This is a genomic window from Paenibacillus sp. FSL K6-2393 (genome assembly GCF_038002545.1).
Taxonomy (GTDB): domain Bacteria; phylum Bacillota; class Bacilli; order Paenibacillales; family Paenibacillaceae; genus Paenibacillus.
Genome location: NZ_JBBOCU010000001.1, coordinates 1,320,498 through 1,333,881, shown reverse-complemented (window position 1 = coordinate 1,333,881; position 13,384 = coordinate 1,320,498). Strand labels below are relative to the sequence as shown.

The window sequence follows — 13,384 nt, the reverse complement described above, 5'->3', positions numbered from 1 at the left end:
ATTGGTCGTTCCTGTTAGGGCTGAATGCGAACGTCGTTAAAGAGTGGATACCCCAGTGAATCAAACTTGATGCCTTCGACCTTTTTGGATGCTGCGACGGTGTACGGGAATACATAGATCGGCAGAATTACCGCTTGCTCAATCAGATATTGTTGAATCTGATTGTAGATCTCGACACGGTTATCCGCGTCACTCTCCACGGCTCCCTGCTCTAACAGTTCATCGATCTTCGGATCAGACAAACCGGATAAGGTCGGACGCTGGCCCTCTGCGCTCGTATGATAGAAAGCGTACAAGGCATTTGGATCAGAATTGACCTGACTGTTGCCATAGAGATCATAATCCCAGTTCTGATAGATAACCGTTGCCACGTCTTTTGTAATTTCTACTTCAACAGCGATACCAACCTGTTTCAACTGCTGCTGGATAATGGCGGCAATGTCATTACGTTTCTCCCGATTGGGCGAACCATCGACATAACGCAGGGTCAACTTCTGGCCGTCTTTTGCACGAATACCGTCAGCGCCTTTCACCCAGCCTTGTTCGTCCAGCAGCTGATTAGCTTTGTTGATGTCCGGATTGATGCTTCCTTCCAGCGATGCATCATAACCCAGGATTCCAGGAGACAGTGCAGACCACGCTCGTTCGTAGTTGCCCAGATACAATGTTTTGACAATCGATTCCACATCTACAGCGGATTGTACTGCCTGCCTTACTTTCACATCATCCCAAGGCGCTTTGCGCAGATTGAAGAAGAGTGTGTACGGCAGTCCAACCGTATTGGCCTGTAACAATTGCTGGTTCGGATCGTTTTTTAATGCAGCGATATTCTGCGGTGGAACCGTCTCGGCAGCGAGTACCTGATTACTCTGTACACTTCCGATGCGCGTCGCTTCTTCCGGTACAATCTTGAATGTGATCGTATCCACATGGGGCGCGGCTTTATTTTCAACCGTCTCAGGTCCCCAGTTGTAATCCTTGTTTTTGGCAACGACGATATCCGCATTTTCATCCCATTTCACAAAGGTATACGGACCTGTTCCCACCGGATTTTTACCCAGCTGGTCACCATATTTTTGAGCAGCTGTTGGGGATACGATCCCCAGAAGCGCCTGGCTTAAGTTGCCGAGAAAGGCTTGCGATGGTGATTCCAGATTTACCTTGATGGTATATTCATCAATGACTTCGGAGGAGCTGTACGGTCTAATCAGGGCCAGAGAATTGGCAGCTTTGGTGGCCGGATCAATCACCCGGTCCAGATTGTATTTCACGGCTTCCGCATTAAAAGGTGTACCATCATGGAACTTCACACCTTCACGCAGCTTGAACGTATAACTCTTGCCGTCCTCGGATACGCTCCATTCCGTGGCGAGCCAAGGTTTGATGGAACCATCAGGCAGCTGCACGACCAGATTGTCGTAGATCGTTCGGATGGCACGTACTGTTACGGCAAGCCCACTGCGATGAGGGTCAAGCGTATCCGGTGAAGTGGCGAGTGCAAAAGTCAGGTTGCCTCCTTCAGCTTGCCCGGCCTGATCCCCGCCCGAAGCCTGTGCTGCACCGTTCGTGCTGCCTCCCGCCGCTCCACAACCGGATAATACCATCACCAATACTGCTGCCAATGCCATATATTTCATCCATGAGATAGACCTGTTCATATCGCTTCCCCCTCTGTGTATACAGGTGTCATTAAATTGATGTTTATACCAATACTCTATATATCCTATGAGTTAAGTCGGTTTTTAAGTAGTACGAAACGTAGTGTAAAGTGAATAGCGTTCATCTCAGTTATGCCAAATCAGATACAACTTGCTTCTTCGCAGCCGTATAACGGTTAACCGGAATCTGTACCCCAAGATTCCCCCGCAATGTATCGTGTTCATAGTCCGTACGATACAGACCGCGTTCTTGCAGAATCGGAACAACGAGTTCCACAAAATCAGACAATCCACTTGGCAGCTCAGAAGCAATAATGAAACCATCTGCTGCTTCCGTCTCAAACCATTCCTGAATCTTGTCAGCGACCTGCTCTGGTGTGCCCAGGAATTTGCTGCGTGGTGTTGCTGCCCGCAGAGCCACTTCACGCAAGGTCAATCCTTGCTCTTTGGCATCCTTCTTGATCTTGTCGGTTCCACTGCGGAAACTGTTGCTTCCAATGCCATTCAGCTCCGGGAACGGTTCATCCAGCGGATATTGGGAGAAATCATGGTGTTCGAAGAAACGTCCCAGATAATCCAGCGCTTTATCAATGGTAACCAGGCTCGCAATCTCCTGATATTTCTGTTCCGCTTCCTCTTCGGTCTGTCCAACAATGGGATTGATGCCTGGCAGAATAACAATATCCTGTGCAGAACGTCCATAGGAGGCCGCCCGTGTTTTGACATCCTTATAGAATGCCTGTGCATCTTCAATCGTATCGTGTCCGGTAAAGACAGCATCCGCTTCTTGCGCCGCCAGCGTTTTGCCATCTTCCGATGAACCTGCCTGGAATATCACCGGCTGTCCTTGCCGTGAACGGGCAATATTGAGCGGCCCTTGTACGGAGAAAAACTCTCCTTCATGATTAAGCGTGTGCAGCTTGGATGGATCGAAGAATACGCCGCTCTCTTTGTCTCTTACAAAGGCATCATCTTCCCAAGAGTCCCACAACCCTTTGGTTACCTGTAAATATTCTGCGGCAATGCGATAACGTTCCGGATGCGAAGGGTGACTGCTCTTACTATAGTTCTTCGCTGTACCTTCCAGCGGAGAAGTCACAACGTTCCAGCCTGCACGGCCATCGCTGATCTGATCGAGGGAACCGAACTGTCTGGCTACGGTGAACGGATCACTATAGGATGTTGAGAGGGTACCCACCAGTCCAATGCGTGAAGTAACGGCAGCCAAAGCGGAGAGGATACTGATTGGTTCGAAGCGATTCAGGAAATGCGGAATGGATTTCTCGGTAATATACAGACCGTCTGCGATAAAGACCAGATCGAACTTGCCTTCCTCCGCTTTCAGTGCCTGACGTTTGTAAAATCCAAAGTTAACGCTGGCATCCGACAGAACCTCCGGGTGTCTCCATGTGGTGTTGCTTCCTCCAACCCCATGAATAATGGCTCCAAATTTCAAACTGCGTTTCGCTGTCATATGCACTCCGCCTTCCTTGGATTAGAATCTTCAAAAGAATGATCAAGGGCCAACTGAACTGATTACGTATGCAAAATAACTTAAAAGTTAACTATTCATATGAGTTTGGTTTGTTTTAATTTCACAAATCTTATCACTGCCCCGTAAAAGGGTCAACAGCGTGACTAATAGATTTTTTCTATATGAACATTGAAGATGTAAATAAGACCATTTACATCCCAAGTGAGCCATAACTTATGAACGTTCCAGCTGCTGTACAAATGCGATCTTGCATCATGCAACAGCCGGAACGGCTTGCTTCAAAGGTATATATTAACTCCCGTTAGACTGCTGTCGCTTCGTCCGTTCGTGCCAGAAGTTCCGCCAGCTTCTCCAGATCAGGTTCCAGCAAGGCTTCAAATTTGCCGTCCCCTCCCACTTCAATAACGGGTACATGCCGAATGCCATATTTTGCTTCAAGCACATCACGCAACACGTCATTTCCCTGCACTTCAATGTTCTCAAAAGGCTGGTTTCGCTCTGTCAGAAATGCTTTCACTTCCCCGCAGAAATGACAGCCTGTTTTGCTCCACAGCACGACTTTTTTGGTTGATGATGACATCGACATACCTCCTGATTGGTTTTAAGATCAAGGTCTGGGTGATTAACTATGAACGCCCTAGACCTTCAATTCCCATCTGTTAAATAAGAATTATGGCTCTAAATGTACTCCTGCGCCCTTCCTGCGTCAATGGATCTGCTAATAGAATAAACCTATAACCAAATAGAAAGATTAAATTATAAATTTGAAAGATGGCTTATTTTACAGGAATGAATCGCTCTGCTTCAGTAGTCTAGCTAACAACTCATATGTAATATTCGGATGCGGAATGAATCAGAGCGATTACACAGGGTACCGCTACATTTTCCATTCCGCATCATACTGCTAATCTGGATAAACAGATCGCCTGACATTACAGATCTGGGTTCAAGAGCTGAGGTGGGGCAATAATGGGCCATCCTTCTTCCATCGAATCCAGTTGGTCTGCAGACACGCTGACAATATGCCCAGAATGTACACCCCAACGTTCTGCCGCATAGACCGAAACAAATCGTCTCCGCTTGTCTCCGCTGATCTGATATCGAATCTCGGGTGCATCCACTGCGGCAACAATACTTCCTTCTGCCCAGCCATTGTGAGAACCATGAACCGCTGTCGTATGCACCTGTTGTGATTCCCTCGGCCATCCTTGCACGTCCCCCGCTGATATCAGTGCTTCTCCGGCAGGAATGGCGAGCAGGTCCGGCTTGGCAACCTGAACAGGTGATATTCCACGCGGTACAGGGATGTTCAGCTTACGTCGCCGACCGCCGGTTAAAGTATAGACATCACCTTTGGCATCGGACAGGAACGAACCTTCCGGGTAGAAGTCATAACTGTGTCTGAACTGTAATGCTGGATCTTGGCTACCCTGCGTTGAGATTCGCTGACGCGGATCCATTGGGTTTGTGTCACCATCCTCTTGTTGACCGGATGGGGTACCAGAGGTTTGTTGTCTAGCCAAGCGGGAGGTTTCGGCAACCAGCGCATGGGGATCTCCCCACTTTTGGCTATAAAACTGCTCGTTATCCTTATTCACTACAGCAAAGTCTTGCTCACCCAAGGCTTTCATACTGACACTTCCGAAGTGGTGGATAAAGGCATCCCCGGCTACCGCAAGCTGGTATCCTGCCAGCTTCACCCGGATGATCCAGTCATCATCTTCGAAATTGCCCACCGCGTACCCTTCGTCCAGATAACCTACCCGTTCCAGCAGCTCCCGTGAGAACAACCAGCAGAACCCGACCAGGCGATCGGTTATTCGATGTTTGTCTGCATCCGGACGATTATGTGTGGCTGCAAAAGACCACATCTCTTCTACCTCACGGTACGGAACCTGAATCTGCTGATCCCCGCCAATATAGTTGGTCACCGGACCCACCACACCAATCTTCGGATCACTGGCAAGACAAGTCATCATGTTATCCAGCCAGCCTGGAGTAACGAGCGTATCGTTGTTCAGCACGATGATATGTCGACCTCTCGCCATCATCAGCCCATGATTGACACCTCCGGCAAACCCCCGGTTCTTATCCAGGGCAGCCACCCTCACCATGCCGCCTTTGCGGAGCATGGCCTCGGCAGTTCCATCCTTGGAGGCATTATCCACGACAATGATTTCGAAAGGGGCAGGGGTATGCTTTTCGATACTGGACACACATTTCAGCACATACTCCCGCTGATTGTACGTGGGGATAATAATGCTAACTCCTTCAAAAACAAGACCAAACGAGCTCTGTCCCTGGCGGACACCTTCGTTGTATCCTCTGGTATACCCCTGTTTGTAGAGCCTCGCGCCTTTGGCTGTGCGCCTGCTTTTGCCTTTACGTCTGGATTTCCGCATTGAGCGAAGACCTGCTGCATGCAGGACTGCCATATCAGATCGCGAGACATCGTGCTGTGTGGCACGGCGTGCCGCTTTTTTTTCATTGCTTATGCTGCCATTCCGGTTGTTTTCACTGCGGCTGTTGTCACTGCGAGTGCTGATATTTGGAATGATGTTCAGATGACTGTGACCCTTTCGACGGACGACGTTTCGAGCCTTAACCTTGTTGCTGCGGCTATGACGTTCTTCCCCGCGCTGTTGATCGGGTGTGCTCATGTTGCTCCCTCCATTTCCACTTGTCCGTGAGGCCAACACGCACATAACCAGCCCCCGGACGGTCCACTAGAGTTGAAGCTCTCCTGTTACCAGTTTGTCGGCCAAATGTCCAAAATCCAGAGCGACCTTGCCGAGTTCACCTGCAATTCGCCGACACAGAATGACCGCCGGAATTCCCGCCGCCACCAACGCGATATCAAAAGCATGTTCTGCGGTTTGTTGCATCACCCTCGGTATATCCATAACTCCTGCTACAGAACCAATGATGCCTGTGACATGAATCCCCCGGTTATGCAGCAGTGCCGCAAGCTCTGGTGCCTGGCTGCCTATGAGCAGAACCCGCCGTCCTTGCAGCAAGGGCAACACCAGGCCGGACTGATGCAGACTGTAATTGATCGTGGAACTGGTCAATTTCAGCCGGGACCAGTCGATCCCGAAGTGGCGCAATACCGGGAATAACAGCCCCTGGAATGTCGGCGCCCGCGAGATCGGCACGCCAACCCAGTCGGCGGCCTGTATGGCTTCCGCAAGCATCGCGCGGATGTCGGGGGTTGAGCATGGCACCCCTGCATAGGGCAGAAACGGTGCCAGCTCCTGCACTTCCTGGCCTGGCAGCACCGTATCGGCTGCCAGCGTGAGCAGTTCGCCATCTCCGAGGCGAACGACAGACAAGGGGCGCTGCGCATCCAGCGCCGCCGTGATGTGTCCAGCCATCTCATGCGGGCTGGACAGCCGGGTCAGGCTGGGCGCGTATTGGCGGAATCCCGCCGCGATCAGATCTGCCGCCGCCACGGCAGGCAGAATGTGATCCGGCGGGATGTGCTGCGCCACCAGCGCCTCCCCGCCGGCGAATACGCCGTCGCGGTAGCCCTCGGCGTAGCCGCCGGGCACGGCCTCCGCCTGCACTGCGTGCTCCGCGGGCGGAGGCGGCAAACCCTTCGCGCTGCCCGCCTTCGCGCCGGCAGCGCCTCCCCGCCCCGCGGGGGCGACACCCTTCGGGTGTGTCGCCTGGCGCGGTGCGGGGCCAGCACCGCTGGCAGGCATCGCCTGTGGCGTGCTGGCTTGCGGTGCTGGCATGGGCGCACGGCGCATCGCCGTGCGCTGCTTGGCGCGGGCAGCGGCACGCCGGCCCCGTGCTGATGCAGGCCTGCGCCAAGCAGTGGCCTGGCGCAGACCGGCTTTGCCTTTGCCGGTGCGGCTGGCTTTTGCCGCTTTGCTCGCGCTCGCAGAGCCAGCTTTGCCTGCTCTGCCAACAACACTGCCTGTGCTGCTCGCTTTCCTTGCACGGACCTTATGCGATGCGCCGGCAGATGTACCCGCTTTGGTCAGGGTACTACGTTTCCCTGACTTCACACCTCTGACTCCAGCAGACCCTGTATCTGCTGCTGCCGGAGTGCCACTGCCCATAAATACGGCCGGGTGGATGCCCCGGGGTTTACCTGACACGGTGGCCCTAGCAGCCCCGTTGCGTGTCACTACTCTCACGCCATTCCCTCCTTTGGCATGCACGAGGATTGTCGCTGCGCAAAGCGCCGGAGCATCCTTCCAGCTCCGGCGCAGAGTGTTCTGCTCCCATGGGGCACCGCACAGCGGCAGCATCAGTCGCATATATTTTAGGGCAATTGTCCTTTCATACGGACAGCTGCTTCCTGAAGGGATTCAAATGTACCTGCATCACTCCAGTATTTCTGCAAAATGTCGTATTCCAGCCCTCCAGCAGATGCGTAGTGATTATTCACATCCGTAATTTCAAGTTCTCCGCGCGCAGACGGCGCAATGTTGCGAATCAGGTTAAATACATGATCGTCATACATGTATATGCCCGTCACACAATAAGAGGTTTTCGGCTGGCTTGGCTTCTCCTCAATGTACGAGATTCGCTCTGGATGCTTTGGATCAAAAACAGGCACCCCGTAACGTCGTGCATCATCCACCTCTTTGAGCAGAACTCGCGCTGTACCAGCAGGCTGCTGCATGTAACGGTCCACATAAGGCTTCAGATCATCGCTGAAGAGATTATCTCCGAGAAGCACAACGAATTTTTCGCCAGGAAGAATAAAGGAAGTTGCCAGGTCCAATGCTTCTGCAATCCCGCCTGCCTTTTCCTGAATGCGATAAGTCAACTTCACCCCATGATCCGCTCCGCCACCAAGATACTCTGTGTATAAGCCGGCGGAATGTTTGTTGATCACAATCAATAGTTCATCAATGCCTGCCTGGCGGAGCCTGTCGATGCCATACATAATCATCGGATGTTTACCGACTGGAAGCAGATGTTTGTTAATGAGCCGGGTCAGCGGATACAGTCTAGTTCCTGTTCCGCCGGCAAGAATTACACCTTTCATTCCACGTTCCCTCCTTCATCGGATATGTCCATATATTCAAGCGGATCGACATGCCATTTGTTCATAAAAATCGAACGATTACGCTCAAGCAGCTGTTTCCACGCTACCGGATCTGTCTTCTGGAAGCTGGCACTTCCCTGATGATGCACGAGAACATCTCCACATACCAGCAGGCGATATCCCTGCAATCTTGCTCTATAACAATAATCGTCATCCTCATAGTGTCCCGGAGAATATGCCTCGTCAAGCAGTCCAACCGATTCCACGACATCTCGTTTCATCAGCATGCAGAGACCGACGATCCGGCGCACTTCCCTCCACCTTGAAGAATCCGCAACATTATTGGAACTGGCCAACTCCTGAAAATGTTCCATGTCCCGAAACGCCAGTTCAATCTGCTGGATGCCGCTTGCATAATTCGTAACAGGACCCGTGATCCCAATACTTGCGTCACTGTACAGAGCCGTTCTCAGGTTCTCCAGCCAACGGGGCGTGACCGTAACATCATTGTTCAACAGCAACAGCTCATCCCCGCAAGCTGCACGAAGTCCAGCGTTACACGCTGCCGGAAACCCCCGATTGTCCGGGAACCTTACAAATCGAATTCGCTCCAGCGCACAATATTCAGCCGTTCCATCCGTCGAACCGTTATCTACCACGATAATTTCATATGACGCAGGATCGCCCGAGTATTGACGTATGGCATCGATGCAGGGCCTGATCAGATCCAGACCATTGTAAGTTGGGATAATCATACTCGTCAGTGTCATTAGGCGTTCCTCCTGTAAGCCACTTCTACACGGGAGAGTGTATGTGCCTGGGCTGGATTCCAACCTGTACCCAGCAATGTAGCCAGTGCCTCCAGATGATCTCCGATGATCAATTTGGCGACATCATTCCCACTTCCCGTGTTACCAGGACGCAACCGATTGGAACGAATAACATCCACCTGACTTGGTGCCGAGACGTTCATTCCATGCTGAATAGCTAGACTTTGTGCCTTAGGTGGAACGGCCAGTGATGCTGGCTTCACGGTCTGAATCATACGACGAGATAATGCATGAGGCACGGCTGTCATGGAATTGGAACCAAGATCTGCCCTGCCTAATGTTCGGTTCAGATATGCTTTGATCCGGCTTACCTCATCCTGCCCGGCAAACGCAGGAAGCAAAGACGTCAGATTATTCAACGCCACATCCTGTCCCTGATCAACCGCGAACAGAAAGGGTGCAAGCTGTTCAGCCGAGACGACCATATCTCCATCCACAAAAAGTACCGTCTCCGCATCCGTCATCTTGGCTCCAAGTGCCCGGCCCACATCATGTCCTGCCCGATCCGGTTCATAGATTACTGTAAGTCCCGGCTGCCTTAGTACCTGCTTCAAACTGTCATCTGTCGTTCCATTCAGTACCACAATAATATCCGTCAGAGGCAACCGCTTTAGTTGCAATAACACCTGCCCCAGTGTGTGTTCCTCATTACAGGCACAGACAACGGCAGCAGCCGAATGACGAAGAGGTAGCGGCACGATCTGGAATGAATGTCCCGAGGCCTGAGTATAACCCTGCATAAATGCCTTACCTGCCTTCAGAGCTAGCTCGAAGTTGTTTAGCTCCCCAACGTTCGCCGCGTGTGCATTCCACACGAGACGTGCGTGTTTTTCTGATACTGTGTTGTTTGCCTTTGCCTCGCTTCCTGCAACTTGCCCCGCTTTCCACATCAAGTGCAGATCTACTTGGCCAGACTTTACTCGGCTTCTTCTTGTTTTTTGAATATCTACATGTTTCTTGTTCCTAAGACGTTTGTTCATTACTGTTCTTCCTGCTGTCGTTTGTCTATTTGCTGTCCGCCTGCGGCGGACAACCCCTGAACGTCCCTTCATTTCCTCACCTCCAGCATGCTGCATCATCCGATGCGACATGCTTACCTCGCCAAGTTGCGAACACGTTTCAGATCGGTATAACCTCCGCGGGGACCGAGCGTATCCGTAATCCACTTGATCGCTGCCATATGATCATTCAGTACCACTTGACTTAGCGGATCAGCTCCGCTTCGCTTTTTGATTCGTACTGCATTCAATCTACCCACAGGTACGTGATGAACAGCGCGTACCCGAAGTCCGCCGATCACTGCCTTGGCTTGTGCGAGTGGCGGAACTTCCAGTGAGGATATTCCCATGACCTCAAGTCCTTTTCGGCTTATTGCATGTGGAATAGCTGTCATGGATGCCCCCCGGAGATCGGATCTTGCGAGTATGCTGTTCAACATGTGTTTGGCCTCCACTACCGGATGAACGGGATGATGAGTGACCGGCCCATGGTAGTCGTTAAGTGCCACATCCGTTCCCTTCAGCACAGCCTTCACGTAAGGTGCAAGGTGCTCTGCGGGAATTGCGATATCGGCATCAGTAAATAACAATACCTGACCGCGCGCCTCCGCTGCGCCTACTTTTCGTCCTCCATCATGCCCCAGCGCTTCTGCATACGTGAGCACTCGTGCTCCAGCCCGTTTGGCTGCTTTAGCCGTACCATCTGTTGAACCATTCACAACGACAAGCACTTCAGCATCACGGCATATCCGCAGCGCTTCACGTACAACTGCACCAATCTTTTTCTCCTCATTCATAGCAGGGATAATGACCGAGAGTATCGGTCGCTGAGAAACATCCCTGTGTGAAGGAGCATCACTCATGCCATTTTCCGCTCCATTCTCTACTCTATCCTCAGCCTGTGACATCAGCTGTTTGGATGGAATAACGAACGTATAGGCCTTTGTACCCTTTTTGTGTCCAGACTTCCATCTTCGTTTCTTCAGCACTGTTTTTCTTCGTGTCACATTGGATCGGGTTGCATAACGTGCTGTGGTACGGGTTTTGCGCAACAGTTTCACCTCCCGCATTCGATCATCGGCATGCCAAGGGAGTACACGTTATTCTATGTATTCGTGGAGCAGTGGAAACGGCGTTTGTCCTTGCACTAAGCAGGTTCTCTCTGTGATCACGAGGGTACAGGCCTTGCTTTTAGACAAAATACGTCAAAATATGTGAAAAACGCTACCTCTCCCCTACTTCAGACACAATTTTAGCAAAAATCTAAATTTGTATCTTTTCCAAAGTTTTACATTGTGATAATATACGTTCCAAGCAGTTTTATTTACAAAAATAACCTTGTGGTGAACATAAGTTCCCATATATTTTTTAAATCAATTTATTGACCTTAGGTTGATTAGATTATGACCTCATTCGCAGAACCTGTTAAGCAGATACATTTTACTCTTGAGAGGAGTGATGCCGTTCAGAACACACTGCCTTTGTCATTTACGCAAACCCGGATTGAACACCCCAGTTTTCCGTGAACGTATCTTCTACCTGCGCAATTGGACAACCCCCGGCTTTCTGAAAGAGGAACACAATAGACGATTAAACCTTCGGGCTGAACTGAATAAACGGTTATCCTTTTCGTTTGGTGTCGTGCTTAACACTTCCCGAGCTAAGGCCAAGCCAATTTTGTTCCAATCGTTTCTTGTCTCATTCCACGCTTCAGGTTCAGCCCCACGCTCCGAGCTGCCCAAGTTGCAGACGGAATTCCAACCGAGACTGGCATGAACATTTTCCAACCAAAAAATAAGTTTAAGAATGGGAGAGTTTACTATGAAATTCGCTAAAGTTATGCCAACAATTCTTGGAGGAGCTCTTTTGCTCGCTTCCGTATCCTCTGCTACTGCAGCTCCAGTGTCTGATCAATCCATTCCACTTCAGGCCCCTTATGCCTCTGAGGAGGGTATTCCATTGAACAGTGGAACAGATGACACCATCTTTAATTATCTTGGACAGCAGGAACAATTCCTGAATTCCGATGTGAAATCCCAGCTCAAAATTGTCAAAAGAAACACAGATACATCTGGTGTAAGACACTTCCGTCTGAAACAGTATATTAAAGGTATCCCGGTTTATGGTGCAGAACAGACGGTCCACCTGGACAAAACCGGAGCCGTGAGCTCCGCACTTGGTGATCTTCCACCGATTGAAGAGCAGGCCATTCCGAATGATGGTGTAGCCGAGATCAGCGGAGAAGACGCGATCCGTATTGCAACCGAAGAAGCAACCTCCCGGATTGGAGAGCTTGGTGCCGCGGAAATCACACCTCAAGCTGAATTGAACATCTATCATCATGAAGAAGATGGTCAGACGTATCTGGTTTACATTACGGAAGTAAACGTACTGGAACCAGCCCCTCTACGGACCAAATATTTCATTAACGCAGTGGATGGCAGTATCGTATCCCAGTTTGACCTCATTAACTTCGCCACCGGAACAGGTACAGGTGTGCTTGGAGATACCAAAACCCTGACAACCACCCAATCCGGCAGCACCTTCCAACTGAAAGACACCACTCGCGGCAATGGCATCCAAACGTACACGGCGAACAATGGCTCCTCACTGCCTGGTAGCTTGCTCACAGATTCGGATAATGTATGGACCGATCGTGCAGGTGTAGATGCTCACGCTCATGCGGCTGCTACGTATGATTTCTACAAAAACAAATTCAACCGTAACGGTATTAATGGTAACGGATTGTTGATCAGATCAACCGTGCACTACGGCTCCAATTACAATAACGCCTTCTGGAACGGGGCACAGATTGTCTTTGGTGACGGAGATGGAACGACTTTCCGATCCCTGTCTGGTGATCTGGATGTTGTGGGGCATGAATTGACACATGGTGTTATTGAATATACAGCCAATCTGGAATATCGCAATGAACCAGGTGCACTCAACGAAGCCTTTGCCGATATTTTCGGTAATACGATCCAAAACAAAAACTGGCTGCTCGGTGATGATATCTACACACCTAACATTCCAGGAGATGCGCTGCGATCCCTCTCCAACCCTACATTGTATGGTCAACCTGACAAATACAGCGATCGCTACACAGGCACACAGGACAACGGCGGTGTTCATATCAACAGCGGTATCATCAACAAAGCCTATTACCTTGCTGCTCAAGGCGGAACACATAATGGTGTGACTGTTACCGGAATCGGCCGGGATAAAGCGATTCAAATTTTCTACAGCACACTGGTGAACTACCTGACACCAACGTCCAAATTTGCCGCTGCCAAAACAGCTACCATCCAAGCAGCCAAAGATCTGTACGGAGCGAATTCTGCTGAAGCTACTGCCATTACCAAAGCGTATCAAGCTGTAGGCCTGTAAAATCTTATTTT

General features: G+C 50.7%; 11 protein-coding genes. 2 read left to right on the top strand and 9 right to left on the bottom strand.

Annotated elements, in window-relative coordinates; all coding sequences use genetic code 11:
• Positions 1-14 precede the first annotated feature (14 nt).
• The 9 genes from MHI14_RS05760 to MHI14_RS05720 form a co-directional block, all read right to left on the bottom strand.
• Complete coding sequence (locus MHI14_RS05760; RefSeq protein ID WP_341129996.1) at positions 15-1,658, bottom strand: ABC transporter substrate-binding protein; 1,644 nt, start codon at positions 1,656-1,658, stop codon at positions 15-17.
• Positions 1,659-1,788: 130 nt separating this feature from the next.
• Positions 1,789-3,132, bottom strand: a complete 1,344-nt coding sequence (locus tag MHI14_RS05755; RefSeq protein WP_249912865.1) for an LLM class flavin-dependent oxidoreductase — start codon at positions 3,130-3,132, stop codon at positions 1,789-1,791.
• A gap of 322 nt (positions 3,133-3,454) precedes the next feature.
• On the bottom strand, positions 3,455-3,733 hold the full coding sequence (locus tag MHI14_RS05750) for a glutaredoxin family protein (protein WP_091037789.1): 279 nt from the start codon (positions 3,731-3,733) through the stop codon (positions 3,455-3,457).
• Between the two features lie 352 nt (positions 3,734-4,085).
• Positions 4,086-5,813: a glycosyltransferase family 2 protein gene (locus MHI14_RS05745; protein ID WP_341129995.1), complete on the bottom strand. Its 1,728-nt coding sequence runs from the start codon at positions 5,811-5,813 to the stop codon at positions 4,086-4,088.
• Positions 5,814-5,879: 66 nt separating this feature from the next.
• The gene (locus MHI14_RS05740; RefSeq protein ID WP_256332429.1) at positions 5,880-6,719 is read right to left on the bottom strand and encodes a GT-D fold domain-containing protein; all 840 of its coding nucleotides are present in this window, start codon (positions 6,717-6,719) and stop codon (positions 5,880-5,882) included.
• A 707-nt stretch (positions 6,720-7,426) separates the two neighbouring features.
• Complete coding sequence (locus tag MHI14_RS05735) at positions 7,427-8,158, bottom strand: sugar phosphate nucleotidyltransferase (RefSeq protein WP_036605812.1); 732 nt, start codon at positions 8,156-8,158, stop codon at positions 7,427-7,429.
• Entirely contained in the window at positions 8,155-8,928 is a 774-nt protein-coding gene (locus tag MHI14_RS05730; RefSeq protein ID WP_249912863.1) for a glycosyltransferase family 2 protein, read from the bottom strand. The genes MHI14_RS05735 and MHI14_RS05730 overlap by 4 nt, the downstream gene beginning before the upstream one ends.
• Positions 8,928-10,040 carry a glycosyltransferase family 2 protein gene (locus MHI14_RS05725; protein ID WP_249912862.1) on the bottom strand — a complete coding sequence of 371 codons (1,113 nt, stop codon included), beginning with the start codon at positions 10,038-10,040 and terminating at the stop codon, positions 8,928-8,930. Before MHI14_RS05725 ends, MHI14_RS05730 begins: the two co-directional genes overlap by 1 nt.
• Positions 10,041-10,081: 41 nt before the next feature.
• Complete coding sequence (locus MHI14_RS05720) at positions 10,082-11,047, bottom strand: glycosyltransferase family 2 protein (protein ID WP_341131676.1); 966 nt, start codon at positions 11,045-11,047, stop codon at positions 10,082-10,084.
• Positions 11,048-11,489: 442 nt separating this feature from the next.
• On the opposite strand from MHI14_RS05720, the gene MHI14_RS05715 reads away from it, so the two are divergent.
• Both MHI14_RS05715 and MHI14_RS05710 read left to right on the top strand, forming a co-directional pair.
• A complete protein-coding gene (locus MHI14_RS05715; protein ID WP_133387051.1) occupies positions 11,490-11,762 on the top strand; it encodes a hypothetical protein in 273 nt (90 codons plus the stop codon).
• Between the two features lie 45 nt (positions 11,763-11,807).
• Positions 11,808-13,373: a M4 family metallopeptidase gene (locus tag MHI14_RS05710; RefSeq protein WP_091037797.1), complete on the top strand. Its 1,566-nt coding sequence runs from the start codon at positions 11,808-11,810 to the stop codon at positions 13,371-13,373.
• Positions 13,374-13,384: the final 11 nt, after the last annotated feature.